The organism is Lactococcus muris (genome assembly GCF_042849115.1).
In the GTDB taxonomy this organism is placed as follows: domain Bacteria; phylum Bacillota; class Bacilli; order Lactobacillales; family Streptococcaceae; genus Lactococcus; species Lactococcus muris.
Map to the genome: position 1 here is coordinate 55764 of NZ_BAAFQO010000013.1, position 26456 is coordinate 82219.

General features: G+C 39.7%; 26 protein-coding genes. 22 read left to right on the forward strand and 4 right to left on the reverse strand.

What is annotated here, in order from left to right:
• Positions 1-250: 250 nt before the first annotated feature.
• Together ACGHCK_RS08605 and ACGHCK_RS08610 are read left to right on the forward strand one after the other, a co-directional pair.
• The gene (locus tag ACGHCK_RS08605) at positions 251-736 is read left to right on the forward strand and encodes a YkgJ family cysteine cluster protein (protein WP_251420467.1); all 486 of its coding nucleotides are present in this window, start codon (positions 251-253) and stop codon (positions 734-736) included.
• A gap of 83 nt (positions 737-819) precedes the next feature.
• Entirely contained in the window at positions 820-1557 is a 738-nt protein-coding gene (locus ACGHCK_RS08610; protein ID WP_251420464.1) for a MerR family transcriptional regulator, read from the forward strand.
• A 41-nt stretch (positions 1558-1598) separates the two neighbouring features.
• On the opposite strand, the gene ACGHCK_RS08615 is transcribed toward ACGHCK_RS08610, so the two are convergent.
• Complete coding sequence (locus tag ACGHCK_RS08615; RefSeq protein ID WP_251420461.1) at positions 1599-2549, reverse strand: 1-phosphofructokinase family hexose kinase; 951 nt, start codon at positions 2547-2549, stop codon at positions 1599-1601.
• 143 nt (positions 2550-2692) lie between these two features.
• On the opposite strand from ACGHCK_RS08615, the gene ACGHCK_RS08620 reads away from it, so the two are divergent.
• Positions 2693-2977, forward strand: a complete 285-nt coding sequence (locus ACGHCK_RS08620) for an HAD family hydrolase (protein WP_251420458.1) — start codon at positions 2693-2695, stop codon at positions 2975-2977.
• An 82-nt stretch (positions 2978-3059) separates the two neighbouring features.
• Complete coding sequence (locus tag ACGHCK_RS08625) at positions 3060-3371, forward strand: HAD-IA family hydrolase (protein ID WP_271328105.1); 312 nt, start codon at positions 3060-3062, stop codon at positions 3369-3371.
• A 39-nt stretch (positions 3372-3410) separates the two neighbouring features.
• On the opposite strand, the gene ACGHCK_RS08630 is transcribed toward ACGHCK_RS08625, so the two are convergent.
• On the reverse strand, positions 3411-6107 hold the full coding sequence (locus ACGHCK_RS08630) for a YhgE/Pip domain-containing protein (protein ID WP_251420455.1): 2697 nt from the start codon (positions 6105-6107) through the stop codon (positions 3411-3413).
• A 46-nt stretch (positions 6108-6153) separates the two neighbouring features.
• Positions 6154-6684: a TetR/AcrR family transcriptional regulator gene (locus tag ACGHCK_RS08635; protein ID WP_202230083.1), complete on the reverse strand. Its 531-nt coding sequence runs from the start codon at positions 6682-6684 to the stop codon at positions 6154-6156.
• Between the two features lie 476 nt (positions 6685-7160).
• Here ACGHCK_RS08635 and ACGHCK_RS08640 point away from each other — a divergent pair, with 476 nt between their 5' ends.
• From ACGHCK_RS08640 to esaA, 15 genes are all read left to right on the forward strand, one after another.
• Positions 7161-7454, forward strand: coding sequence for a WXG100 family type VII secretion target (locus tag ACGHCK_RS08640; protein WP_202230120.1), 294 nt, complete (start codon positions 7161-7163; stop codon positions 7452-7454).
• Between the two features lie 52 nt (positions 7455-7506).
• Entirely contained in the window at positions 7507-7977 is a 471-nt protein-coding gene (locus tag ACGHCK_RS08645; RefSeq protein ID WP_251420452.1) for a hypothetical protein, read from the forward strand.
• On the forward strand, positions 7955-8218 hold the full coding sequence (locus tag ACGHCK_RS08650) for an EsaB/YukD family protein (protein ID WP_202230081.1): 264 nt from the start codon (positions 7955-7957) through the stop codon (positions 8216-8218). The genes ACGHCK_RS08645 and ACGHCK_RS08650 overlap by 23 nt, the downstream gene beginning before the upstream one ends.
• Positions 8205-9329 (forward strand): type VII secretion protein EssB, encoded by a 1125-nt coding sequence (gene essB, locus ACGHCK_RS08655; protein ID WP_202230080.1) that lies wholly within the window; start codon positions 8205-8207, stop codon positions 9327-9329. The genes ACGHCK_RS08650 and essB overlap by 14 nt, the downstream gene beginning before the upstream one ends.
• A 4-nt stretch (positions 9330-9333) precedes the next feature.
• On the forward strand, positions 9334-13800 hold the full coding sequence (gene essC, locus ACGHCK_RS08660; protein ID WP_394304525.1) for a type VII secretion protein EssC: 4467 nt from the start codon (positions 9334-9336) through the stop codon (positions 13798-13800).
• Positions 13793-14191: a DUF4176 domain-containing protein gene (locus tag ACGHCK_RS08665; protein WP_251420447.1), complete on the forward strand. Its 399-nt coding sequence runs from the start codon at positions 13793-13795 to the stop codon at positions 14189-14191. Before essC ends, ACGHCK_RS08665 begins: the two co-directional genes overlap by 8 nt.
• Positions 14191-14496: a hypothetical protein gene (locus tag ACGHCK_RS08670; protein WP_251420445.1), complete on the forward strand. Its 306-nt coding sequence runs from the start codon at positions 14191-14193 to the stop codon at positions 14494-14496. The genes ACGHCK_RS08665 and ACGHCK_RS08670 overlap by 1 nt, the downstream gene beginning before the upstream one ends.
• An 11-nt stretch (positions 14497-14507) precedes the next feature.
• Complete coding sequence (locus ACGHCK_RS08675) at positions 14508-14861, forward strand: hypothetical protein (protein ID WP_251420442.1); 354 nt, start codon at positions 14508-14510, stop codon at positions 14859-14861.
• A 78-nt stretch (positions 14862-14939) separates the two neighbouring features.
• Positions 14940-16241: a polymorphic toxin type 44 domain-containing protein gene (locus ACGHCK_RS08680; RefSeq protein ID WP_251420440.1), complete on the forward strand. Its 1302-nt coding sequence runs from the start codon at positions 14940-14942 to the stop codon at positions 16239-16241.
• Positions 16242-16478: 237 nt separating this feature from the next.
• On the forward strand, positions 16479-17525 hold the full coding sequence (locus tag ACGHCK_RS08685) for a hypothetical protein (protein WP_394304526.1): 1047 nt from the start codon (positions 16479-16481) through the stop codon (positions 17523-17525).
• Between the two features lie 67 nt (positions 17526-17592).
• Positions 17593-17745, forward strand: coding sequence for a hypothetical protein (locus tag ACGHCK_RS08690; protein ID WP_271328092.1), 153 nt, complete (start codon positions 17593-17595; stop codon positions 17743-17745).
• Between the two features lie 6 nt (positions 17746-17751).
• Positions 17752-18054, forward strand: coding sequence for a hypothetical protein (locus ACGHCK_RS08695; protein WP_251420429.1), 303 nt, complete (start codon positions 17752-17754; stop codon positions 18052-18054).
• A gap of 84 nt (positions 18055-18138) precedes the next feature.
• Positions 18139-18279 (forward strand): hypothetical protein, encoded by a 141-nt coding sequence (locus tag ACGHCK_RS08700; protein ID WP_251420428.1) that lies wholly within the window; start codon positions 18139-18141, stop codon positions 18277-18279.
• A gap of 50 nt (positions 18280-18329) precedes the next feature.
• Positions 18330-18668, forward strand: coding sequence for a hypothetical protein (locus tag ACGHCK_RS08705; RefSeq protein WP_251420426.1), 339 nt, complete (start codon positions 18330-18332; stop codon positions 18666-18668).
• Positions 18669-18808: 140 nt separating this feature from the next.
• Positions 18809-21766, forward strand: a complete 2958-nt coding sequence (gene esaA, locus ACGHCK_RS08710) for a type VII secretion protein EsaA (RefSeq protein WP_251420423.1) — start codon at positions 18809-18811, stop codon at positions 21764-21766.
• A 628-nt stretch (positions 21767-22394) separates the two neighbouring features.
• Here esaA and ACGHCK_RS08715 read toward each other — a convergent pair.
• Entirely contained in the window at positions 22395-23273 is an 879-nt protein-coding gene (locus ACGHCK_RS08715; RefSeq protein WP_251420421.1) for an Rgg family transcriptional regulator, read from the reverse strand.
• A 498-nt stretch (positions 23274-23771) separates the two neighbouring features.
• Between ACGHCK_RS08715 and ACGHCK_RS08720 the strand changes: the two genes are divergently transcribed.
• The 3 genes from ACGHCK_RS08720 to ACGHCK_RS08730 all read left to right on the forward strand — a co-directional run bounded on the left by ACGHCK_RS08720 (position 23772) and on the right by ACGHCK_RS08730 (position 26117).
• Positions 23772-24179 carry a DUF1310 family protein gene (locus tag ACGHCK_RS08720; RefSeq protein WP_271328091.1) on the forward strand — a complete coding sequence of 136 codons (408 nt, stop codon included), beginning with the start codon at positions 23772-23774 and terminating at the stop codon, positions 24177-24179.
• A 271-nt stretch (positions 24180-24450) separates the two neighbouring features.
• A complete protein-coding gene (locus ACGHCK_RS08725) occupies positions 24451-24861 on the forward strand; it encodes a hypothetical protein (RefSeq protein ID WP_271328090.1) in 411 nt (136 codons plus the stop codon).
• Entirely contained in the window at positions 24858-26117 is a 1260-nt protein-coding gene (locus ACGHCK_RS08730; RefSeq protein WP_394304527.1) for an alpha/beta hydrolase family protein, read from the forward strand. The genes ACGHCK_RS08725 and ACGHCK_RS08730 overlap by 4 nt, the downstream gene beginning before the upstream one ends.
• Positions 26118-26456 lie beyond the last annotated feature (339 nt).

Consider the following 26456-nt stretch of genomic DNA (forward strand, 5'->3'; position numbering starts at 1 on the left):
GATATATTGGTTTATAAAAGTTAACTTTTATAAAGGTATCGCCTTATTCTATCATATTTTCAGTCTTTTTGAAACAGCGTAATTTGGGAGAAAGTCCACATTTAGTTTTATTTCAGTGTGGCTTTAGCCTAGCTTAAGTCGTGTCCATTATAATATCCTTATTCCAATAAAATTTTTCATAAAACCTACTCCTAAAAAGCAAAGAGTGTTTCGGACTTCCCGAAGCATTTTTTGTTATAATGAAGCAGAAATGGATATCGAATATTACAAAGACCTTGCGCTCCAAAAAAAGAAGGAGCATAAAAAGTTTTTAGGAACATTGAAGAAAAAAGCACCTAAAAATCTAGATTACATCGTCAAGGAAACTCATGAAGAAGTTTTTTCTGAAATAGATTGCACGGCTTGTGCAAATTGCTGTAAGAGCTTAGGCCCACTTTTTACAGAAGCCGATATTACCCGCATCTCGAAGTACCTTCGCATGAAAGCCGCCGATTTTGAAGCCCAATATCTACGGGTAGATGAAGATGGTGACAAAGTTTTTCAAACGATGCCCTGCCCTTTCCTTGGCAGTGATAACCTCTGTAGCATTTATGAAGTACGTCCCAAAGCTTGCCGTGAATTTCCCCATACAGATAGGAAAAAGATTTATCAAATCAATCATCTGACTTTAAAAAATACAGTGACCTGCCCGGCTGCCTATCTTTTTGTAGAAAGACTACGGAAGAAAATAGAGTAAAAAAGTCTCAGTTGGAGTCTTTTTTATTTGACCTTGACCTTAGGTCAAGATATATAATGAATTTATAAGCTGAAAGGAGGCCTATGAAAAACATAAAAAGCGTCACAAAAATGACTGGTTTAACCTCTAAAACTTTACGGTACTGGGAAGCTGTTGGACTTCTGGAGCCCCAAAGGGATGAGAACGATTATCGTTTATATTCTGATACAGATATTGCGCGTATATTTTATATCATGAGTTTACGAGAATTTGATCTTCCTCTCGAGCGGATTAAAGCTGTGTTGTCGGAAGGATTAAATGAAAAGGAAGCTTTGAGTCAACATCTAAAGCGGTTGAATGAACAAATGAGTCGTTTGGAAAAATTGGTGGAACATTTATCATTGAAGTTAGATAAAGGAGAATATCACATGAATGAAAAAGATTTTGAACTGTTAAAAAGTAAACAACTTAAAGAAAATGAAGAAAAATACGGGAGTGAAATCCGGCAAAAATGGGGCGATGAGCGCGTGGAACAATCCTATAAAAAATATGCTCAAGCCGATCAAGAGAAGATTAAGCACTGGCAAGAATCTCATGCTCAAGTCGTGCAAATGTTAGAAAAGGCTTATGAAACGCAGGATGAAGACTTGGCAGACCAAGCTATTCTCCTCCACAAGGAAATCTTGGAACTTTTTTGGCCAGAAGAAACGATCAGTCCAGAAGCACATATCAATCTGGGACAGATGTATGTAGCAGACGAACGTTTTCGAGCGAATTATAACCAAAAACACGAGCAGTTGCCTGAGTACTTTCTTCAGGCTATCCAAAACCACTATAAATAATAAAAAATACACAGAATTTTGTCTGTGTATTTTTTATTGTGTTAGATGGTTGTAACCTCGATGAATTGAGTGAAAGCTAACACATCTTCTTGACAAATTTTACCTGATTCTTCATGTTGGGCATTAGACATCCCGCAAGCCATAGCGTACTTCAGCATTTGCTTAGTATCGAAGTTTTGCTCCAAGGCATAAGCAAAGCCCCCAACCGTTGCATCTCCTGAACCCGTTGTGCTCTTGATTTCAATTTTGGGGATGCGGACATCATAGTAAATATCATTAATTCGACATACGGCGCCTTGTTCGCCAAGAGAAGCAATGACAAATTTAATCCCATCAAAACAAGAGTGGTGCAGAGCTTCTAAAGCCTCTTTTTTTGTTGTGATTTTCTTTCCAACAAAATCTCCGAGTTCATGTTTGTTTGGCTTAATGAAGTCCGGAGTGACAGAGTTGTCCTTAAGGAGGCAAGTAAGTTTTTCGCCAGAGATATCGACTAAAATCGGAATTTCTACCTCTAGATTATCTTTCAAATGTTGAATCATTTTTGGGAAAAGGAAAGCATCAGTAGAGTTAGCAGAACCACAAATACAAATAGCGTTCACAGGCTTTTCTTTCGAAATATGGAGCACTTTTTCAAGGAGCTCTTGAATATTTGTATCATCCAGTTTCGGTCCTTCCTCTACAATCTCGGTATGCTTGCCTTCATCGTGCATGATGGTTACAGCATGACGTGTTTCTCCGGAAACCTGATTCATTTGAATATTGAATAACTTTTCTTCTTCTAGAAGAAGCTGTGTCAAATCTCCAATTTTTCCGCCGATAAATCCAGTCAAAGTTACATCAGAACCAGAAAGAGCTGCGGCACGTCCAGCATTAATCCCTTTACCTCCGATATTAATCGTTGGTGTCTTTGTTCGATTTAATTGTCCAAGCTTGAAAGTATTGGTGAGATAAGTGATATCAACGGAAGGGTTCATTGTTATCGTGATAATCAAATTTTTTCTACCTCTTTCGTAATAATCTTGGTGTATTGTCCGTACTCTTTACGTTGTGCTTCGGTAATTTTATCATCTGTAATGAGATAGTCCGCTAAATTAGCCTCTGCTTATTTTTTTAGAGAAGAGGAGTTAGAAAAGGTTTGAACATGGTTAAAGCAGTTGTTTTTGATATGGATGATACGATTTTTTACCCGCAGCTTCCTTTTGAAAGAGCATTAAAGGCAATTTGTCCTCTTTATGCAGGGGACGTCGCGGAAACTTATCGTTTGTTTCGTAGAGTTTCAGATAAAGAATTTAAGCGCGTGCTAAGAGGAGAATGTGACACCTTAACCTTTCAAAAAATACGCTTTAAAAAGACGATGGCACAGTGTGCTTATGAGGCGGTTACGGATGAACAAGCAGATGATTTTCAGAGCAGCTATTAAAGGAGCAAGAAAAGATAGAGATGTTGGTGGGGATAAAAGAGACCTTTGATTATCTAAAAGCACGCAACATTAGTGGAAAAAGATTGAGTATTTAAAGCTGAGAGAATATATAGAAGAAGATCACATCCTTGTTTCACAAGAAACAGGCTTTGCTAAACCGGATAAAGAAGTTTTTGATTTGATGGCAGAAAGACTTGGATTAACTGCTGCTGATTTACTCTATGTTGGTGACAACTATCAGACCGATATTTTTGGAGGGCTGCAGAGTGGTTGGAGGACGATTTGGATTAATCATAAACAGGAGGATGTCTCTGCTTTCGGAGAGTTTTCAACAGCTTTTGTGATTGCTTCTCATGAAGAATTATTAACCACCATCGAGCAACTAATTCCATGAAAATCCAAGCAGATAAAAAGCCTCAACTGAGGCTTTTTATTAATGGAAGATGTGACTCTTTTGCGCCATCTCTGAGATTTTCTTTGATGTTTTTTCCAGATGAGGGAAGAGCACAAGCCCTGCCACTAAGAAAACAAAGGCAACAGCAACGAGGATAATAATGTCAAGCCAAGCATTTGGCCAATAAATCCCGCCAGCTGATTCGCGTAACAAGTTAACCGCATGAGTAAATGGCAGATAAGGGTTGATGGCTTGGAAGAATTTACCAGAGACTTGAATAGGGTAATTTCCTCCCCCACCAGATATGGAAAGAACCAAGATGATAATGGCAATTCCTTTACCGATGTTTCCGAACAGTGCCACCAGAACGTAAACCATTATCATAAAGGCTATAGCAATCAGTAAGGCAAATAAGACACTATAAACGGGATTATGAACATCTACACCAAGACCAAAATAGTTCCCTAAGGTAACAATCAGCGCTTGGCCAATTCCCATCACGATAAAAGTTAGCATTCGCGCAGCAAACTGTTCGCGCTTGGAGTAAAGTTTTTTATCTCTTCCCTTTAAGTAAAACTCTGTTACAGCAACACTGGAGAAGAGAACAGCTCCCACCCATAAACACAGCGCAGTGTAGAAAGGTGTACTTGCTGAACCATTGTTTGCAATCGGATATATTGCATTTTCTTGAAGCTCAACAGGCTGTGCGAGGAAGTCGCTTTCTTTAATCGCATCTAGTTTCAAAAGTTTTACAATTTCGCCAAGATTGACCTCTTTTTCTCCTTTGTGTATAGCATCAGCGGCTTTACGGATTCCGGTTTTGATACTTGGCCAGTCATTAATGATGAGGTCATTTGCTTGAGCTAAAGCTTTTTCAAGATCAGGCATTTTTTCATTGATTGTTCCCAAGGTTTCGGTGAGTTCCTTGCGAATAGCTGGGTAATCGTTTTTGATAAAGTCGGCAGCCTTATCAAGCTTTTGCTCAACAAGTGGCAGTTCATTTTGATAAAGTGAAGCCCCTTTGTTGATGGCATTGATGATTGTGGCCATGTTGCCGTTGAGCATGAGGTTAGCGTTGTGAACTTCTTGTTTGATTGCGGGCAACTCTTTTTGATACTTTTCAAGTAAAGCAATGGCATTCGAAACAGTCTTACCTGTAGAGTTGAGCAAGGATTCAAAATCAATAGCTTGGGCTTTGGTTAAGAGACCTTGGGCAGTTTTAATGGTTGCGATGAGTTGTGTAAGAATTTTATTAAGTGATGTACTTACTGCATTGACATCAATGTTGTCAATAAGAGCAGAGAGGTTATTGGCCAGCGTTTCAATTTCACTCAGAGCCTGATCAATATCTATTGCTTCACCATTTGCAATAGCTGTTTTTAAAGTTTCTAATCTACCATCAAGTTTTATCAGCGCCTCAGAATACGCATTAAGTTTTTGAATTGCGCTATCGAAATTATGATTTCCAGTACTTGCCTGTGCATTTTCTAGAAAGGTGATGAGGTTTTTGATGATATTTTCTTGTTGTTGAATATTATCTTGGAAATTTTGAATAGCAGCTATTTTTTCCTCGGGGCTGAGATGATTATTGCTCAAGGCTGCTCTTATTGCTTTCACATATGAAGAAGTAGAGTGGGCAAAATTTTGCAGAGCTTTCAAAGTTATATCAAGGCTGTTTGTAATGCTCGGCAAGGCGTTTTGGAGCTGAGTTGCACCGTCCAAAGTAGTAGAAGCTAACTCATTAGCTTGGTTGCCAAGTTTACGAATATCTGGCAAGGCAGTTTGGACTTGCTGGATGATGGTTAGGCCTTGTTTGGCTTCTTGAATACCTTCATTCATTGTTTGTTCAACAGAAGCAAAGTCATTGTCAATCATTGCAATCTGTTTCCCGGCATTTTGAATCTCAGGTATTTTTTCTTGCAGTGTCATGATGATGGAAAGCTGGTTTTTGATCATGGGCATACTGTCATCCAGTTGCACAACCTTTTGACCGAGCGCATCAACTTCAGGCAAGTAGTCAATAAAGTCGTTTGCCTTGTCAAGCTTAGCTTTTAAATCAGGCATCTTATTATGTAAGTCAACCACTTGCTGTGTATACTGATCAATTGTGCCTAAATTATCATTGGTTGATAAAATGATACTCTTTATCTTTTGGATGCTGACCATGTTTTTATCAATGTCGTATCCGATATCATTGAAGGTTTTGAGCAGGGTGCTGCTTGCTGTCTTAATGAATTCTTCGGAAATCTGACTTTGTAAAGAAGTCGCACCTTTCGAAGTAATTTTCGGGGCAATGGCATTTATTTTTTCATTGATAGAGTAAACAATTTTAGGCTTATGGATATCCCCGGTGGTAAAGCTGAGCAGATTTTTTGAAAAATCCTCTGGCAGATAGATACCCGCGTAGTATTTGCCAGACTTAACCCCTTTATCTAACTCTTGTTTAGAGTCGACAAATTTCCAGCCGAGCTGCTTATTCTTTTTTAGGTTTTTCAGGACTTCATCACCAATATTGATTGACTTGTCCTGAAATTTTTCTGTTCGGTCATCACTATAAACCGCGATTGGAAGCTGTGAAGTATTCGCATAAGGATCCCAAAGGGCTTTAATATTAAACCAAGCGTATAAAGATGGGATAAACATCAAAGCAAGAACTAAAAAAATTGCTATTGGATTTTTAAAGATACGCTTCCAATCTAGAATAAATAGTTTCCCAGTATTTTTTATATGTTTCACATATTCTCCTCTTTTAGTAAATCTAAGGCAGTTTAAATTCTTGTTATCAGCTGATTAGAGCCATCAACAGTGCGGAAATTTGTTCGGGTGTTTCTTTCCGTTTGCGACGAATCCAAGCTTGAGTTAAACCGAAAATAGCATTGGCATAGTAGGTTGTCATATAGATACTCTCCAATTTGTCTAGTTTTTCCCGCTTAGGATTATGAGGTAAGATAGAACGCGCCAAAATATTTTTCAGTTGGGCCTGCATGAACTGATGGATTTCTTTGCTGCCATTTTCTGAAAATAAAGCAGCATAAATTTCATTATTATCAAGAAACTCATAAGTTTCTAGCATTGTTTTATAAAGATCACCATTGTTTTTTTCGAAAACATATTCGATTGTGTTAAATAAAGTTTTTTGGTACTGATCAATCATGTCGTACTTGTCTTGATAATGCGTATAAAAGCCACTGCGACTGACCTTAGCTACCTTCACAAGTTCAGTTGTTGTGATGTGGTCAAAGGGTTTTTCTTGCAAAAGCTGAGTTATTGCATCACGAAGTCGTGCTTTTGTACGTTCTTTTCTATTCTCCATAACTCCTCCTTTATCTATTGTTAAAACATAAAGAGAACATGCTGTCTATAATAATCAAAGATATTCATTACAAGTCCCATTGAGCTTACGGTATGCAATTATAGCACAAAATGGACGTTGTGTCTATAATTTGGCGTTTTAATTTTCAGCCTTCTGAGCTGAATCAGTACCTCTGATTTTAAGATATGATGCAGATAAAAAACGGTCCAATCCTTAAATTACACGGTTTAAGGATGATTTTTTGCTGAAATATTTTTTTGAGGACATGCCATCTTCCGTACGAGTATATGACTTTTTGACATCTTTTTGTAAACAAAATAGAATAATATTTTAACCGAAAAGTAACAAATTGTTGACAAGTGTAATTTGTTGTGTTAAACTATCATTCAGGTGAGAAAGCGCCTACATTTTGCACAGAGGCAAATCTCACACACCATCGCCTAATAGGTGAACCATTATTATTTGAAGGAGGCCTTATTATGGGACAAATTTCCGTAACGCCTGAAGAACTCAAACAAGAAGCACAAGTTTATATTCGCTCTAAAGATGCGATTGAAGCAGCCATTCAAGAGGTGAATCGCATGAACGACATCATTGCCCAGCAATGGAAAGGGCAAGCCTTTCAGTCTTATTTGGAACAGTACAATCAGCTTTATCAAAACGTTCAAAAATTTGAAGAGTTGCTTGAAAATATCAACCAACAGCTCAATAAATACGCAGATACTGTTGCTGAGCGTGATGCGCAAGATGCGCAAAGCTTTGGCTTCTAAGCATTTTCTTAAGGGCACCTTGTGGCGCCTTTTTATATTGATAGGACTAAAGATGAAATACAACAGAATAGTTTTAATATTTCTTTTCTTGCTTCTGAGTCACCCAGTTTCTGCACAGGCTGATGGTCGTCTGGTCTTGGATACTTCTGTACTTACAAATCAGAAGTCTACAGGAACAGGGACCAGTCGTTTTGAGATTCGGGGGCGGATTTTCTCTGAGGCCTTGAATAAAAGGGTCGAGGCTCAGAAAAAGCAGTCTGAAACGGTCAGTCAAAGCCATAAAAGGATAGATTTCACAAAGACCCATACCGCCCCGCTTTACACCAGGGATTTTAAAGCCCTCAAAAGTGGACTTTTTAAAGATTATACAGGCAGCCAAATTGCTTCGAAAGAACAAGGGAATCACTCTGAAAACCAGGCCCTTTGGCTACTTTTATTTGCGGCCTTACCACTACTGGTCCTGACCTACTTTGTGGCCAAAGGCTTTAGGAGAAAGAGATATGAACAAGCACATCGCGATTAGCTTAGAATGGATGCACAAGCAGGTGGACGTGCTGGTGCCAGGAAACATAACGCCCAATCGCTTGGTAGAACTTTTGACAGAGACATTTGTTGCAAGAGGTCAAGTCTTGCCTGAAAAGTGGCACTTTAGGGTCAAGGGAAAACCCCTACCTCTGTCGTCTGGCCGAACCTTGGAAGAATTGCAAGTAAGCACTGGAGATATTTTCCAGATTATAGCAGGAGAAAATTATGAAATGTTTTGACGGACAAACGACATTAGAATTCGACACAAGCCAAAGCACTTGGCGCATCTTTTTTACAGGGGCACAAGTGGCTCCCATTGATTTAGACTTCATCCAGCAGAAGGTTCAACTTGAGAAATCTCAGGATGAACGTTTTGCTTACAGTGTAAACTATCAAGTCCCGGCATCTACACAGACTCTAAGTGCACTTATCAAGGATACGCAAGAGGAATTAAGTCGTCTGGCTCTTGCTATAAACTTGAGAGAACTCACAGGTGAGTGGGCGGAGTTTCAGGTTCCTTTTGTGCACCCAGAAAATATTATCCTCAAAGACGGCCATTTAAGCTTTGTACATAAGGGGTTTGAAAGCAGTCTTGCGCCAATGGCAAATGATACAGGACTTTTTCTCACACAGTATAAGGCTTTGGTTTTTGCGGTGCTGTACCCTAAAACTTCATTTGAAGCCTTTTTAGGGGCTGAAAACAGTCTGAAAGACAAGTTTTCAGCCGCCCTTGCTCGCAGTGAACACATTGAAGACATTCAAAACATCCTTCAAGCACGATACAAGAAGGTGCAGACCACCGAAGCGCAAAGTCTGACCAAGGTCTCCAAAGTCCGTTATGGCATCTTCAAATATGGTGGCTCTTTAGCCTTGCTTGCGGCTCTTGTTCTTGCGTTCATCACTTATATTGATAAAACAACGACTTTGCCTAAGGCGGAAGCAGTGCAAAGTGCCCAGGCCAGCTTTATTACCCAGCATTATGATCAAGCACTTCTAGCGCTTGAAAAATATGAGCCCCAGGACTTATCAAAGGAGGCAAGATTCGTTTTAGCTGCTGCCTCAGTTAACCTGGCCCACTTGACCACGGCGCAAAAGACAGCGGTCCTGAACACGATTGCGCCAAGTACAGATGATAATACATTGGACTTCTGGATCTACCAAGGACGTGGTGCCTTTGAAAAGTCTCTGGATTTGGCAAAAAATATCGGGGATAACCAGTTGACCCTCCTTGCCTATACGGACCTTTATGAGGCCACAAAGCTTGACAAGAAAATGAAGGGGACAGAAAAGCAAAAACGCTTGGAAGACTACGAGAAGCAAATTCAAGAATTAAGCAAGGCATTGGAGTAAACAGATGAAAGATTTATTTGACACAGCTCCCCAGACTCAGAAGAATCAGAACTTTTTGGATGAAGGGGCGCATCCAGAAGCCCTCCTTTATGCGGTCTATGTTCTTAAAACGCGACTTGAGCGACTGACCCTCAGCCAGTCGCATCTCTACGACAGCTATGAGGAGGTAGCGGTTGGTCTCATGGGAGAGGAGCTGATGATTGGCGGTTCGCGTGCAGCGCATGGCCGATTTCAACTTGAAAATGATGCGAGAGAATTTTTCGTTTTGGATGCCAGACAGCTGCATACACACTTTTTACGCTTGGACAAAGGGGATTTTATCATCAGTAATACGCACAGAAATTGTGCGATTCAGACCCAAGATGCCTCAACCATCGTCATTGATCATCGAGATTCTAAAAACCCTCAGGTCTTGCTTAAGCCAGAAGGGGATTTCCTCTATTTCAAAAACCAAAAAGTTACTCACCCTATAGGTTTCAAGTGGGAGGTGGGAGATCAGTTGCTCACCCCTGAGCTGATGATTGAGCGCAGACCTGCACAGTGGAAAGTGACGGTCTTTACAGATAAGGTCATTTTTAAACCGCAAAATTTCCTAGAGGTGCGTAGAAAACTGGAAAAACCACAAGATTTTCCAGAATATCGCCGTTCTCCCCGCTTGAACCTTGAAGTCCCAGAAGACAAGTTTTCTTATCAAAAGATGGATGCAGCAGAAGAAAGCACAAAAAACGGCTTAGTCAAAACGATTTTGGCCCCCTTGATTACTCTGGGTGGGATGGCTGGTGTTTCGGTGATGACGGGCTCAAACCCTGCCATGCTTTTAGCTACAGGTCTTACAGCTGCCATGACCGGGGTCTTTACCGTTACTCAGTATCGGACAGATAAGAAAGAGCAGAAGGCTAGAGCAGCTGAGCGCGAGGCAAACTATCAGTCCTATGTGACCAAGACAACGAGCGAAATCGCCCGCAAACACCGCAAGGAAAATCAAGTCCTCCATTACCAGCAACCCAGCCCCACTCAACTTTTAGACAAGATTGAGCAGTATGATGCCAGACTTTACGAGCGTATGGTCAATCATAAGGATTTCCTGCAGGTATCTCTTGGTACAGGGACACGCCTGTCTCGTCTTAAGGTGAGTTCAGATTATACCCCACGTGATGAGGACGAATGGGCCAAGCATGTCAAGGGCTTAGTGACACACTTTAGCCAACAAAAAGAAGTGCCCATCCCCTTAGACTTGTACAGGCAAAGTCTGGGTCTTGTGGGGAATTATGAGGACTTAAAAAGAACCGTATCGCATCTGCTCTTACAAATGGCTTTCTTTCATTCTTACCGTGATGTGAATTTCATCAGTCTAGTGCCAGAAAGCGACTATGAAGGTTATTGGAAGCAATGGCGCTTTGTGCCTCACTTCAAGATGGCAGCCATCAACACACGGGGGATGGTCCACAATGCTAAATCTCGTGATATGATTCTCTCAAGTTTCTATCAACTTTTGAAGGTCCGAAAACAAGAGCTGGAAGCGGCAGGTCGCGAGAAACCGACCTTTCTCCCGCACTTTGTCTTCACAGTCTTTGAGGATGCCTATCTGGCTGGTCACGGGCTCAACGCATTCTTGGCTGAGGATATGAGTGATTTGGGGGTCACAGTTATTTGGTCCAAGGAAGATAAAAAACTTCTGCCAGAAACAGTGACAGCCTTGGTTGAAATCAAAAATCAGACGGCTGGCATTTTGGTTCAAAGCAATGGGAAAATCATGGAACAGCTCTTCAAACCTTATCCAGAAGTAGAGGATAAGGAAGGCTACGAGATTCTGCTTCGCCAGCTGGGCGCTTTGACTCATATGGAAGTAGAGAAAAATGCCATTCCGGAGCGCTTGTCCTTGTTAGAACAGTACATGGTTGAGCGCACAGAGGAGTTGAATATCTCAGAGCGCTGGGCTCAAGCGCAGCCCAATAAGTCCATTCAATCGATGATTGGTTGGAAGGGAGCTCGCGAGCCTTCTTACTGGGACTTACACGAACAAGTCCATGGTCCACACGCCATCGTGGGTGGAACATCGGGCTCTGGAAAATCAGAGTTCTTGACCACCTACTTGATGGGGCTGGCCATTAACTTCAGTCCGGAAGATATTGGCATGCTTATCATCGACTGGAAGGGCGGCGGGATTGCCCATACACTGTCTGACCTGCCTCACTTCATGGGTGCTATCACTAATCTGGACGGGGCAGGAACAGCTCGGGCTTTGGCTTCTATCAATGCCGAGCTGAAAAAACGTCAAGCCCTCTTCAACACCTATGGCGTGAATAATATCAACGGCTACATGAAGCTCTACCGTGAACGCCATCATCCGCGGGAAGGCGTGCTTTATCCAAGAGAAGCCCTGCCGCATCTGATCTTGGTTTCGGATGAATTTGCCGAACTGAAAGAAAATGTGCCAGAGTTCTTGACCGAGCTGACCTCTGTGGCTCGTATCGGTCGCTCACTGGGTGTCCATCTTATCCTTGCGACACAGAAACCAGACGGTGTGGTCAATGACCAGATCGATGCCAACTCCAAGTCCAAAGTAGCCCTTAAGATGTCTGATGAGAACAACTCCAGAGCCTTGATAAAAACTGTGGATGCGGCCCATATCAGCACAGCGGGTCGCGGTTATCTGCGTGTGGGTGAGTCTGAGCTTTACGAACTGTTCCAGTCGGGATATGGTGGGGTGGCTTACACTCCTGGTGGAGCTGAGGAAGAGATTAAAGACGAACGGATTTATGCCATCAACGAGTTGGGGCAGGCTGAGCTGCTTTATGATCCGCGAGAGGAAGTGGTGGATCAAGAGAAGGAGAAAGAAGAGCCAGAAAGCCAGCTGAGTGCGGTTATCAAGAGCATTAAGGCTGTCTTTGAGGCTTCTGACTATCAAAAACCCCAGCAGCCTTGGCTGCCTAATCTGCCCGAGAAGATAGCGACACCCATGGTTAAAGTGGGCAATGAAAGAAGGCTCAAGATTCCTCTGGGTCTATTGGATATCCCAAGTGCCCAAAGGCAAGACGTGTACAACTTTGACTTGGACGAGCACTCACACACGGTGATTTTTTCAAGCCCTGGCTTTGGGAAATCGACCACATTACAAACCCTTGTGATGAACTTGGCAAGACAAAACACGCCAGAGCACCTCCACTTCAACCTTCTAGACTTTGGGACAAATGGCTTATTGCCACTTAAAAATCTGCCGCATGTGGCAGATATGGTCATGCTTGAAGAGGAGGAGAAATTATCCAAAATGCTGGGTAGGATCTCGTCTGCCCTTGTGACTCGCAAAGCCCTTTTCAAGGCGGAAGGTGTAGCCAACCTCACGCAGTACGAAAGCAAAACGAAGGAGCAACTGCCCATCCTCGTCAATGTCCTTGATGCTTATGACAACTTAACCCCACAAGACAAGCGCAAGGATGCCATCGATGAGCTGCTTATGCAGGTCTTGCGTGAAGGTCAAGCTCTGGGTATTTATCTTGTGCTTACAGCTGGACGTTATAACGGTATCCGGATGAATATGATGGCTAATATCCAAACTAAACTTGCCCTCTTCCTCGATGAAGATTCAGACCTTGGCAGTATCATTGGCCGTGAGAAACTGGAACAAGTAGAAGTTCAGGGACGCGGGCAAGTTAAGCTGGAACAGGCTTTATCTGTGCAGATTTATCTGCCTGCTCAGGCAGAAAATGAGGCACAACTCTTGGAAATGCTTGAGCATGAGATTAAGCTCATGGATGAAGCGTGGACGGGAGTGAGGCCGGAGAGGATTCCGATGGTAGGAGAACATGTTGACTTTGAACAATTTGAGACTTTTGACAAAGAGAAGTTTTATTTAGGCTTAAATAAGAGTGATGCTCAGCCTGTAACTTTTGAGCTTTTCAAAGGTCAACCCTTAACACTCTTGTCTTCAAATAAAAAGCAAACCTTATTCCTTGGAGAATTCATTGCGGAACAACTTGCGGATTTTGAAGGGGATATTATAAAAATTGATTTTATCGGTAATTTGACCGATGTGCCAAGTTCGCTTGCCATTGGTAAAGAAGAAATTACGAAACAGAGTGTTGATGTTCGAGAAGCATTGGGAGCTTTAACGATATCACAAAAAGAAGAACAAAGAATCGTAATACTGAATGGCCTCTCACAAATTTTGGCTAAACTTCAAGTTACAGCAGAAGCCTTTATTGAGCTTTTAGAGGAGACGAATGAAAATACCCAATATATTCTTTTAGACTTATTCAATAACATTGGTAGTCCTATGAATCTCATGACAAAGGCTATAAAGGAAAATCTACAACATATCCTTTTTGCAGGAGATATGCAAAGTCAAGCTCTGGTAGATTTGAGCATGGAGGAACGTAAGCGAAAATTTGCCTTACAAGAAATGTTCTACCTCAATGATGAAAGTCTAAATATGTTGGTATTGCCAAGGAAAGGAGGTGGAGAAGATGAGTGAACTGCCTCGATTAATTCCCTTAGGTTCAGCAGTTAGGTTGAAAAATGAAGAAGAGGATACGAAAGTTTATGTTGTGATTGGACGCGCTTTTATGGATGCCCAGACATCAGGCTATCAAACAGTTGCCTATCCTCATGGTTATGGTGAGAAATATCGTATTCATGTTTTTAGGGAACAAGAGCTGGAAGTGGTTTTGGAAGGCTACAGTAGTGATAAAGAAGAAGCAGCCTTTATTCAAGAGCGTTTAGCAGAGATGAAAGAACGCCAGAAAAATCCTCCATCTCAGAGCACTTCACATGAAACAGAAGAGAGACAAGAAAAGACTTTAAGCCATGAAGAACGACTTAAAGAAGACCCTTTTTATAAATTTAGGAAAGTAGAGGAGAAATAATGGCAGAATTTAAATCAAGTACAGGAGCGGCTTCTAGAGCTGTTGGCGGTTTTCAGAAAATAAGTTTTTCCCCAGCCCAAGCAAAAGTCAACCGCAGTACAGCTAGGAGTATGAGGAATGGGAAAAAACTTTCGGATAATGTTTATAAAAGCGTTGCGGGCCTCAATAAAAAAATGCTTGAATTAGCAAAAGCTATCCCCGCTTATGCCCAAAAAGTAGAAGCAGATGACCTAAAGGATTCACAGATGATTATGAAAGTTCTTCCGCCTAACTTTGGCTCCTCAAAATCATCATCTATTTTTTAGGAGGACTTGTGATGAGTGAAAAAAAGGTAGAACTTTCTCGAAGTATACAGTCTAAGGAAGAAGAAATTCAAGATTTTAATCGCATCAAGCAGGGATTTTTGGAAGTGGTCTCAGACTTTTCAAGAACAGTCAAGCAAACACAAGAAATCTTGATGGAGAACCATGAAGCCGGGACAGACTCAGACGATTTTGAAGCCAAACAGGCATTTGAAAATGAACAACTCTTCTTCCAAGAAACAATAAAGAAAACGCGAATGTTAGAGGCAGACTTAGAAGAGGAGAGTCAGAAACATCTCCACCAACTTCAAAAAGACTTGGACGATTTGGAAGGACAAAAGCGAAAGGAAGAAACAAATGGGCGCTAAATATCTGGTGAGTGAATCTTCATCATTGATGAGAGCCATGGAGACAACTTAAGGCAAAGTCAAAAGGTTGCGGATACTTTGAAAAGAGCCACACGTCAGTTGACGTCCTCGCTCCAAAGTGGTGACTTGAAAGGCAAAGCTTATGGCTCTGCCAAAAACTATGTGTTGAATGTCTTAAATCCTCTTATGAACAAAGCCAGTGAAGGCATTTCAGATGGCTTAGCCGACTTGGCTACATATAAGTATGAAGACAGCCAAATTGCTCATTATGGGAATATTGATGTGGCTCAACTTCAAGCAGAGAAGCAGACCAAGGAGGAAGCCAGACGAAGAGTTGTCAGCCAGAGAGAAAGTTTGCAAACTTCCCCGCTCTCGATACTTGCGACCTTGTCTCCGGTTGCTTATAGTGGCGCAATTTTTGCCATGAATACTTTTGAGCACCAGATGACTGACAGTATCAAGGATATAGATGAGAAGTTACTGGCTTTTGAAAGCTTTGAGAGTAATACGAATGCTTTGTTTCAGGATACAAACGCAGTATTTGAAGCTCTTCAAAGAGCGGTCAATGCCCTTAATAGCATCAAGATAAGCGGTTCAGGAGCAGGACTTAGCTTGTCTATGCCGAGTGGTATGGGTGGTTTGGTAAGTAAGATGACGAACAGTAAGCTTGGGGCTGGGGATAAGGATTCAAGCTATGTGTCGCTTCCTTCGAAATATCAAGACGAAATTGAGAAGATAAAAAACAGTAACTTGTCCGCAACGCAGAAAGCGGATAAAATAGCTGCAATCTATGAGAATTACCTCTATTCTCTTGCGCCTAGTGCTTTTGATAAGTATGATGAAATGAGAAGCAAGTTTTCTGAGGCAAAATCTGTTGGAAGAATTAAAGCAGAAGAAGAGCTTAACAAAGAATTGCAAAAATTACCTATTGATATTCGGCAAATTGCACGTTTTCTTGGAGATGATGTCATTAGTATTTCAAGTCAAAGTGGCTTTGACTATGTCCAGTTCTATAATATGGTTCAGACCAAGCAACCCTTGGATTTGAAAAATAGAGAATTTGGTCAAGGGCATTATTCTATTTGGTCCAGAGGTTGGAATGGCAATGAGACCCCAGATTTTCTAGGTAATTACTTATATGGTTACTATGGACAAGGAGTTTTTATAGTCGGTGGAGAATCTTTGAAAATAGCTGGAGGAGTTGCTCAGATATGGAGTGATAAAAACAGTAAACCTTGGAAAATTATAGGGTATCACGTAGGTTTTAATATTTCATTAAAAGGTGGTTTACTTATTTGGAAAATGACGAACTATGGAGATAATCCAGATGACGGAAGATATATTCAAGAAGGAATAGATGACTATGAAAAATATCACTAAAAAACAGTGGATTATTGGTTCAATAGCATTTATCCTAATTTCATTTGCAGTACTCGTTTTTGTTTTAAGAGATTATCTAGCTGTGCATTTTCCCAATGAAGAACGCGTAAGAACGACTTAGAAGGACAAAAGCGAAAGGAAGAAGCAAATGTGCGCTAAATATCTGGTGAGTGAATCTTCATCATTGATGAGAGCCATGGAGACAACTTAAGGCAAAGTCAAAAGGTTGCGGATACTTTGAAAAGAGCCACACGTCAGTTGACGTCCTCGCTCCAAAGTGGTGACTTGAAAGGCAAAGCTTATGGCTCTGCCAAAAACTATGTGTTGAATGTCTTAAATCCTCTTATGAACAAAGCCAGTGAAGGCATTTCAGATGGCTTAGCCGACTTGGCTACATACAAGTATGAAGACAGTCAAATTGCTCATTATGGGAATATTGATGTCGCTCAACTTCAAGCAGAAAAGCAGACTAAAGAGGAAGCCAGAAGAAGAGTTGTCAGTCAGAGAGAAAGCTTGCAAACTTTCCCGCTCTCGATGCTTGCGACCTTGTCTCCGGTTGCTTATGGTGGCGCAATTTTTGCCATGAATGCTTTTGAGCACCAGATGACTGACAGTATCAAGGATATAGATGAAAAGCTCTTGGCTTTTGAAAGCTTTGAGAGTAATACGAATGCTTTGTTTCAGGATACAAACGCAGTATTTGAAGCTCTTCAAAGAGCGGTCAATGCCCTTAATAGCATCAAGATAAGTGGTTCAGGAGCAGGACTTAGCTTGTCTATTCCGAGTGGTATGGGTGGTTTGGTAAGTAAGATGACGAACAGTAAGCTTGGGGCTGGGGATAAGGATTCAGGTTACAATAAGCTATCAGCAGAAGAGCAGGCAGAAATAGCTAATATGAGCGAAGGAACAAGGACAGAACTGGATAGGATTGTCCAAGCTACAGGCATGACTATATCAGAAGTAATTGCCTTGTATGCTAATGCTCAAAAAGCAAATGCTTTGAAAGCTGGAGACTCCATTAAGAATGTTTGGGATTTTATTGTTGGAGAATTTGCAAAAATTTCCCATGATAAAACAATTTCGGATAGCGATATATTAGAAATCATATCTGTTGATTATGAGTATGCTGGTACGAGTTTTACAACTCAATATGTTGTGAACAAAACAACTAATAATTTAGTTAAAATAATTAATGGTAATGGAAACATGTCTGGATTATTTCAATATTTAGGGAGTAATGAGGGGGCTAATATAGGGATTGATATGATTCCTAAGGAAAGATAGTGAAATAAAATATCATGGCACCAATACTGCTACAGGAGTATTGAGCAATATTTCCGAGGCTCTGAATATGGCTAAATCAATAAATTCTACCACTGTGGAGTTAACAGGTAAAGAATATTTGGATAAAGAAGCCAAAGAAAAAGAAAAGAAACGTGATGAAGAAGTAATAAAGGCGCAACAAAAGATATCAGAAGGGAACCCAGCTTATTCGGGGTATTAGGGAAACATGCTAACAGACAGACAAAATAAATTTTTGATAAGAATCAGCAAATTATCTGAGGATACAATGGAGATTTCTAAGAAGGAAAGAAAGTATTTACTGAGATGCAAAAAAAATATTTTAAGTGCTAATATGAAATTTTCAGATTGTATCAACTCGCTAAACTTATCATTGAGCGCGCTAGATAAATTAACTCCAAAAGTACAAAAATTGAGTGAAGAGTTAATTGAAGTTTACGGTCAACCAGACTATAGAGAACTGTCAAATATTGGAAAAAAAGTATCTTATAAATTGATAGGTTTTCGATGAGTCTAGATAAAAAACATATCATCTCATTATCAATAAAACATATACTGAATCACAACTCATTTGTTCTAAAAGAAAGAGTAGAAAATGAAAAATATCATACAAGAGGAAGACAGCTTAACCGTTAAAGGAAATGCAAAGGGCTCTGTACTGACAGCCTTTGCCATAATCTGTTTGATTGTTCTTCCTTACATGTATACTACACTATTGGAGGAACTCTGGTATTAAGTTTAACCATTGTTTTAGCAGTAATATTGTTGCTTTTAAGTGGTCTCAAGATGATCAAAGACAGAAAAAAACTTTACTTGAAACTGGATAAGAAAACACTCATTGTTTATCCTTATGGAAGTGAAAAACAAAGCTATATAGTCCCTGTAGAACGCATCCTCTATCTCACCACAAAGGACTTTCGCAAGAGTACGAACAATTCAATCTTTACTCTTGTCTTGACCGCTGAAAATAAACCAGAAGTTCAATGGATTAACGAAGATTGGGTACAAACTCTGAATAAACATGAAATCAAGTTGGATTATCTCCCTGTAAAAAAGAAGGATTTTCCTCAGTTTGTTGAAATTCTAGAAAAAAGTTACGCACTCTCTTATAGGAAAAATGGATAAAAATTTCCCTGACAATTTCAAAAAAATTTGAACACACTGGAAGGCGAAGATGAAAGGAAAAAACGAGTGGCTGGCAGCTATGGAACGGATATCTCTTCCCTATTCCTATATCAACGATGCAGCCCTTAGGAAGTTAAAAAATGGTTCATAAAAAAATAAATTCAGTATTTAAGCGCATAGAAATCATGAGTTTGGTCCTGTTTTCAGTTGCGCTCTTGCTCTTGACTGGACTTTTCGTTTTCATGACGGTCACAAGAGAGGAGAAGCAGGAAAACCTGGCTAAACCCACCATTGCTTTGGTCAATGAAGACGAGTCAGGCAGTTTTAACAAGAGGGCTTATACTTTTGGCAAGGACTTTGTCAACCGGGTGTCACGCGATACAGCCTACAACTGGCAGGTGGTGTCACGCTCGGTAGCTGACCGAGCTTATAGTGAACATTCGGTAGATGCAGTAATCTATATCCCACAGTCCTTTTCAAAGAATATACTGACCTTGCAAGCCATGACACCAACGAAGGCGCGGATGGATTATAAGGTACAGACCGATCATTCTGCCCTCAATAGACAGACCTTGCAAAATAAAGTTTCTGAGGTTTTAGGGGATTTCAATCGCTCCATTGTCAAGATGTACTATGCCTCAGTAGCCGGAAATATTGCTGAGGCTCAGAATAATATGAATGGTGTGGTGGATCATCAAACACAAATCTTGGGCGTCTTGTCTGGAACAATACTGCCTGATTTCACGCAAACTCACCAAGGTTATGACTCGGTTTTGAGCTTTTCTAACATGCTCCAAGGTCAGAACTCCTCATGGATAAGTAGTCAAAATGCCTTTACAGAGTCAACGAAAGCCGGTCTAAAAGCGACATCTGAGGCCTTAAGCAGGCAAGAAAAACCTCTGGCTGATTATTTTGAAAGCCAAAAAGAGATTCTGTATACCAATATCTACAATGGCAATCAAGCTTTGACTCATCAAGGTGCGCAGGATAAGAAGTTTTATGATGATAACTTTGACAGTTATATCTATCAATTATCTAAGGGAGACACCGCCACTTGGCGGGGATTCGCCGGTCTATCTTCTGTGGATGGTAATGGGGATTTGGATCAGTTTAACCACCGTGAATCAGAGTACAAAGACTTGGCAGACAAGTATAATAAGGCCATCGCAGTGACCAAAGCCGACTTTGAAACACAACTTCAAAACATGGGCGCTTCAAGAACGGAACTATTGACACTTGAAAGTAAGTTACTCCAAGAATACTTTGCCCTCCACCAAGACATCAGTCTTGAAAATTTTGATTTACCTCATAATAGCTTTAAAAAATCAGACAGCAAATTAGCCTTGGCGAAGAAAATTGGTGAAACTTTTGACCATAATGACATTTTGAAAGATGGACCAATAAAGGATTATCAAGATAAAATTCTCTCGCTCTTGCGGCACCTTCCTCATAACCAAGAAGCAGTCACGTCTCTTTTTGACCACTTGGAGAAAAATACTGATTTTGATCGACAGGGTTACGACAATAAGCTCAAGCTTATCGCAGAATATAGCCAAGCCCTTAATCATGATGAAAATCAAGAAAATAACATTGGAGAGACTCCTGATTTAGACCTTATATTTCCCGAAGAAGTGACCCAACAAACCGTGAAGAAAACACTTCGTATCAAAGTTCCTGCGGATGCCGTTTACACAGTAAAGGCAGAGTTAAATGGCCAACCACTTGTTCCAAACGAGGGCTTCCCTACTTTTAGTCCAAAACCGCTTTATACCAGTTTTAAGGCTGAGCAAGCTTCTGGGCATAAAGGGAGCTATCATATTTACAACAAGCAGGACTATAAGGGAGAAGAACCACAGATTACAGCTCCTGAAGTCGATACGAATCCTCCAATGATACCTCAACCCCGTGCCTCTGTCACATTGCCTGCGGATATTACTAAACCTGCTATTCCCGCTCTCGATACTGTTGTCAGCTTTGAATACAGCATTGACTTAGGAAAATCTGAAGAAGCATACTTTGATTTTATTGTGACAAATGATGAGGAAGAAAACAAAGTTGTTTTTGAGCAGTCAGAGCATCTGATATTAATGCCTCGTGATGTGACACAGGAGTACATCGGTTCAAAAGGATTTGGACCTATATCCAACTACCTCAGTAAGCTGGATACGATAAGTCAGCTTTTGCTTTTCCTTTATGGGCGACCGGATGAAGAGCTTGAAGAGTATGCCAAAAATCCACCGGCAAACTTTTTTGAAGAAGACACGTCAGTTTATAAGTCTTATGGCGCAATCTATCCCGCACTTATCCTCGATTATCTGGATGAAAGTGGAGAGGAAGTGGGTAATTATTATGATGTGGGCAGAAATAATATCACAAGTATCATCACTCAAATCAAAGCCATATCAGCCGTCATGTACAACATTCAAAAAGACCATGAACGCTTGAATCAGGTTAATGTACCCGTAGATTATTTCAGTCAAAGCAAGGAGGAATTAAATAATTGGTACAGTCAAGCCATGACGCTTATTGATGGTTCAACGGACATCTGGCAAGCCAAGCAATCAGACCTTGTTCAGCTCAAAGCCGAAAAATGGGCAGGTCAAGCGCAAGGAAAGGCAGAACTTTATGGCGATGAAGCGGCCAATGCAAACCTGTATGCATCAATTTCTCGTCTGATTAAAAGTTCGAGTGAGACAGCGGATAAAACTTTTGAAAGTGCGCAGACTATTAAGGATAACAAGCAAGACTTTGAGGACCTGATGGCGCAAGTAGACAAGACCAAACACGATGCGGAGAAGACTATGGCTGATACAGATCAGACCATTAAAGTTGGGTCCGGTGCGCTTGCCTCAAGCCAAGCTTATAAGGAGCAGTTTGGGACTGTGTTCAAGAACACACGTACCGAAGGCAATGATAAAGAAGGGATATTTGACTTCTTTGCACAACCTATCCAAGCTGAGGATACTACACCACAAGTCTCTGCCATGACTGTAAGTTACTTTGACTGGCGCTGGGTCATAGTTTTTGGGGCTGGTTTGATATTTGGATTGATAAGTATGCTTGTATTCAATTTGAGGCGTAGAAAAAAAGAAGGATAATAGAGTTTAGGTGTTCTTCAGATAGAAGCTGATGGTTATAGGTAGACCGCGACTGCTATCGAGAGTATGTGGCATATCTAGACTCCTGACAAAGAACTCTAATCAGAGCAAGTACTCATTGATTTTATTTACAGATATTGTGAGATGATTTTAGAAAATTGATTATATCAGAAACAGCACAAAACGTGAAAGTTATCAGGCTAGTGTATTGAAAAGAGTTCCTCTTTTTTCGCGGTTAATGGCGGACAGAAGGTGGGAACATTGATTATCTTTTGGCTTATAGTCAGCAGCTTCATTAGGCTTATGAGGTCTATCAAAGCGCTTTGGACACCTTTCAAACAAGTCTGTTTCTGACTTTTTTCAAGTTATTAAAAGCATGCCTGAAAGTTTGTCTGAGGACTTCAAAAAGAGCTGTCGCTATCTGCTTAAACATGAGCAGATTATTTCACGAGGTCTCCCCCTATTCCAACAGCTCACTTGAAGCTAAGAACAATTTTTGTAAACTCACTAAGCGCATTGCCTTTGGCTTTGGGCTTTTTGACCACCTCAGAAAATGCAACTAAAAAAAGCTAGAGCTGGTATTTTTGTTTGAAGGGTATCTTATTCAATGGCATATCGAAACATTCGATTATTCAAGAGAATTTTTTAAAGCTTTAATCTCCACCATAAGAATTTTAGCGGTATCGAATGCTTCACTGAATTCAAAAATTTTCTGGCATTGTTGCATTTTTTCTAAAGCAGCAGTTTTATCACCAAATGCAAACTCAAAATGAGCTTTTTGATAGATAAATCGAATTTTTTCGTACAAATCGTACTCAGAGATGCCACTATTTTCCAAATGGGTAATTAGGCCAAGTGCAAGATTTTCTTGCTTTTGGCTGATAAACAAATCAAGTATGTTTAAGCTGGCTTTGTATGTCATTTTACACACTGATGGGTTATTTAATCCTCTTTGCTTAGGGTCTATCATTTTATAAGTGAGTTGAGAAAGGGTACCTAAATCTAATGCTTTCCCACTATGTCCAAGCAGACGTATTTCAAGCTCTCCCCATTCCTTAGTATTTGAAAGATGATTTTTTATAAATTGAATATCATTTTTTGAAACATCATAATCTTCATCAATTAAACTGAGTAATGCTTCAACGCTTATTTTTTCAAGCAAAAGATTTTTCTTATTGGGAATGTTCTCGCTGATTTTTTTATTATATTGGTCAATTAAATTTTTAAGTTGAACAGGATTTTGTGACAGAAAGGCCTCTTGTTTAGTGGAAAGATAATCCTTATTTTCCCGTACTGTAAGGTGATACACATATTGAAATTCAGATAAGGAGACAAAAATATTATCAAGCAAGGCTAGAAAAATATCTGTTGTCACCATGCTTTTGTTAAGCTCGAAGTTAGAAAGTTGAGTGATAGAAAGTGTGTTAGAGGCTGCTTCTTTTTGAGTGAAGCCTTTTGCAATTCTGAAATCATGATAAATTTTTCCAAGAGGTGAATTTTTAGGCATTGGCGCTCCTTTGTTTCAACTATATTTGAAGTGAGACAATCTCTTAATCATTGCACGGAAGCCACATATAGCAGAATTTCATAAGACTTTACTGTAAAAAATAAATGCAAATATATTTTAGAAAATAGCTAAGGTTCAAGAAATCGCATATGTAGAATGAATTGTATAATATAATTATGGAATGGAGTAATAAATACGCACAGTAAATAAGAGGAAAAAAGATTTCAGAAGTACAGACTAACCAAAAAATTAACCAAGCAGCAAAAGAAGTATATGTGCGAATAAAATTTATAAAATAAAGGGTTGCTGAGCTTTAACTGTTTAGCAATTTTTTACTTTGTACATTTTTTTAGAGTTAGTCCATGATAAGCTGTTTGTTTGATTCTGAGTTTCTTAAATTTATTGACAGTATAGAAAATAGGATGATAAAATAAGAGTGTGATAAAAAGAACAATCTTTTTGTCGTAATGTAATCTTCTATTTTGGAGAGGTATAGATATGGATACGAAAAAGAATGCCTTAGTATCAATGGGGATTTTGTTTGCTGCAATTCTTCTTATTATTCTAAGTATTGTAGGGAAATTTTATATGGATCAGAAACAGTTTCATAATGAAATGGTGAAGGTGGTGAAGAGTGAGGAAGCCAAAAAGGAGATAGAGCTGGGGCTAAAGAATTTAGATCCAAAGGCTTTAACACCAGAAGGAATAATTAAATCTTATGAAATTGATTATGGAAGTATAGAACATAATCCTATGGGAGCTATTATGTTTGATGTGATTATTAATGAAGATGACGAATTCGTTGCTAATTTTGATTTGAATAAGTATTCTAATCAATTAGAGGTTGGAGGTATAGTTTTGTCAGAAAAATTATCAGATTTAATTCATGGGAGAACAGGGAACTAATTTTATGGATAAATAAAGAGCTGCTTTAGGAAGAATAAGGAAGAAAGGAGAAAAGAGGGGTTTCTATCCAGAACCAATCACAATTTATTGTGCAAGACTGCCGATATAGTCCGTGATAAACTATTTATTTGATTTTGAAAACTTTAGATTTATTGACAGTATAGAAAATAGAATGATAAAATAAGAGTGTGAGGAAATAAACAATCTTTTGTTTTACATGGAATACTTGTACTTCAGAAATAGGGAAATAAATTTTTAGAAGGATGCAGGAATGAAAAAAAGTATTTTAATCTCAGTCGGTATTTTGACTGCTATAGCTCTTGCTTTAGGTATCGGAGGAAAAAAATATATGAACGCTCAAACACATGAGAAGAATTTAGAAAATCAAAGACAAGCGGCATTGTCGTTAAAGAAAAAAGAGCCTCATGCGACTAAGGTGGTGTTCACAAGTGAAGGCTCTCACCCAGGAGTAGGGATTCCTTGGACTGTAGGAGCGGAAGTAACTATGGGTGGAGAGATTTATAATATGTCGCTTGAAGCTGAGGGAGATTATTCAATTAATTTGGGTAAAGATGAAAATAATTATAAATCAGATAAGTTAGAAGAAATAAAAAGTAGAAAAGTTGTAGAACATCACCTAGAAGTGGTTTATAGCAATGGAGAAACTGAGGTTATCGAATGAAAATTACTCCTAAAAATTATCAAGAAATAGCCAAGAGAGCATATAGTGTAGATTCTAAGTATAAAGATGGAGAAATAACTCGTACAGGAGATAAACTTATTCTGAGCAATGGCACTCAATGGAAAGTCCTAAAAGCAAGAGAAAATAACTTGAATGGCTTTCAAGGCATGGCAGTTGCACCAATTGTAAATAGAGAAGTTGATACAAGTCAAGTTGTTATTGCTTATGCTGGAACAAGCCCTTCGGATTGGAGAGACTTAGCTGTTGATGGGGCGAATGTCATGGGTTCAATCGGAGGTTTACAGCTTGCTTCTGCTAACAGTTTTGCAAAGGAGGTCGCAAAAGCTTATCCCTATTCTGATATTTCGACAACAGGGCATTCTTTAGGTGCTTTTCTTGCTCTAGCGCAGGGGGCAGAACATCATTGGCAGTCTGTGAGTTTTAACGGTCCAGATCCTTACAACATGCTCTCCTCGCAAGCCACACAATGGGTTAAAGAAAATCCAGGAATGTTGACAAATTTTCTTAATCAAGCAGATTTAGTCGGTTATGGTGGAGATATTATTGCTCGTTTTAAAAATGGAAAATTATTTTGGAGTGCTTTAGGGGTAAAAATAAACACAACAGGCTCAGAAGTTGTGCTTAATTATGGATTTAAAGGAATAAACCCCTTAGACTATCATGATATTCATATGTGGCAATTTGATGAAGAGGGTAATCTTTTAGACGGAAAGGGTAAGAGATATGGCATACCAGAACAAGCCGTTTTTAATTCTAAGATGAATATATTGTCAAACTCTTTCAAAAAACAAATGAAAACTCTGGAGGATTTAAAAAAACGTTTAGCAGCAAGTGGTGGAGCTTTATCGTCTGCCGAGAAAATATATTTAGACTCTGCCCAAGCTCTAGCTGTTGTTTCTACTGCTGGGACTGAGTTTAACTTGGCTTTGAGTAAAGTTATGAAACTTTATCAAGACGGAGTCAAACAAGCAGAGGAACACTGGCAAGAAACACTATCTGAAGCAATGAGTATAGGCAATGGGTTGGATAAATGGGAAGTTTATGAAGCTCTTGAAGAGGTAGGTTTCACTCATGAAGCTATTGTGGCCTTTCCTACACAACTCTACCAACATAAAATCCGTCAAGTGCAACAAATGAGTGAGAAGTTTAAGAGTCTGGAGCGTGAGATTAAGGACAAAATCTCGGAGATAGTATCTCGAGATCAGGAACTAGCGCAACAATTAAAGTCCTCATAGTTAAGTGATAGAGAAATAAAATTTATAAAATAAAGGATTGCTAAATAGCCTAGCAATCTTTTACTTTGTAGACTTTTGTAAAATTAGTATATAGAGTCACTGTAGATTATCCCCTAAAGTTATAATTTTGGACTTGAACTATCGAAGTTGAAGGAGAAAGCTTACCTTATCCTATAATGTTAATTGGGTTAGCGGATATAGGTGAGAGTTGTTCGAGCTGCAACTGAAGCCACTCCAGGTGATCCAAACACACCAGTTTCAGCAGGCTTACAAGAGGAGTTAGAAAAGAATGCTGTCTATAGCCCAGGTGTTCAAGGGGCTAAGAAGAGCTATGCTGGT

Excerpts from the sequence above, each read along its gene's own strand:
- ACGHCK_RS08605 (WP_251420467.1), top strand. The coding sequence starts at position 251 with ATGGATATCGAATATTACAAAGACCTTGCGCTCCAAAAAAAGAAGGAG.
- ACGHCK_RS08610 (WP_251420464.1), top strand. The coding sequence starts at position 820 with ATGAAAAACATAAAAAGCGTCACAAAAATGACTGGTTTAACCTCTAAA.
- ACGHCK_RS08635 (WP_202230083.1), bottom strand. The coding sequence starts at position 6,684 with ATGGAGAATAGAAAAGAACGTACAAAAGCACGACTTCGTGATGCAATA.
- ACGHCK_RS08645 (WP_251420452.1), top strand. The coding sequence starts at position 7,507 with ATGAAATACAACAGAATAGTTTTAATATTTCTTTTCTTGCTTCTGAGT.
- ACGHCK_RS08650 (WP_202230081.1), top strand. The coding sequence starts at position 7,955 with ATGAACAAGCACATCGCGATTAGCTTAGAATGGATGCACAAGCAGGTG.
- essB (WP_202230080.1), top strand. The coding sequence starts at position 8,205 with ATGAAATGTTTTGACGGACAAACGACATTAGAATTCGACACAAGCCAA.
- essC (WP_394304525.1), top strand. The coding sequence starts at position 9,334 with ATGAAAGATTTATTTGACACAGCTCCCCAGACTCAGAAGAATCAGAAC.
- ACGHCK_RS08665 (WP_251420447.1), top strand. The coding sequence starts at position 13,793 with ATGAGTGAACTGCCTCGATTAATTCCCTTAGGTTCAGCAGTTAGGTTG.
- ACGHCK_RS08670 (WP_251420445.1), top strand. The coding sequence starts at position 14,191 with ATGGCAGAATTTAAATCAAGTACAGGAGCGGCTTCTAGAGCTGTTGGC.
- ACGHCK_RS08675 (WP_251420442.1), top strand. The coding sequence starts at position 14,508 with ATGAGTGAAAAAAAGGTAGAACTTTCTCGAAGTATACAGTCTAAGGAA.
- ACGHCK_RS08690 (WP_271328092.1), top strand. The coding sequence starts at position 17,593 with ATGGCTAAATCAATAAATTCTACCACTGTGGAGTTAACAGGTAAAGAA.
- ACGHCK_RS08695 (WP_251420429.1), top strand. The coding sequence starts at position 17,752 with ATGCTAACAGACAGACAAAATAAATTTTTGATAAGAATCAGCAAATTA.
- ACGHCK_RS08700 (WP_251420428.1), top strand. The coding sequence starts at position 18,139 with ATGAAAAATATCATACAAGAGGAAGACAGCTTAACCGTTAAAGGAAAT.
- ACGHCK_RS08705 (WP_251420426.1), top strand. The coding sequence starts at position 18,330 with ATGATCAAAGACAGAAAAAAACTTTACTTGAAACTGGATAAGAAAACA.
- esaA (WP_251420423.1), top strand. The coding sequence starts at position 18,809 with ATGGTTCATAAAAAAATAAATTCAGTATTTAAGCGCATAGAAATCATG.
- ACGHCK_RS08715 (WP_251420421.1), bottom strand. The coding sequence starts at position 23,273 with ATGCCTAAAAATTCACCTCTTGGAAAAATTTATCATGATTTCAGAATT.
- ACGHCK_RS08720 (WP_271328091.1), top strand. The coding sequence starts at position 23,772 with ATGGATACGAAAAAGAATGCCTTAGTATCAATGGGGATTTTGTTTGCT.
- ACGHCK_RS08725 (WP_271328090.1), top strand. The coding sequence starts at position 24,451 with ATGAAAAAAAGTATTTTAATCTCAGTCGGTATTTTGACTGCTATAGCT.
- ACGHCK_RS08730 (WP_394304527.1), top strand. The coding sequence starts at position 24,858 with ATGAAAATTACTCCTAAAAATTATCAAGAAATAGCCAAGAGAGCATAT.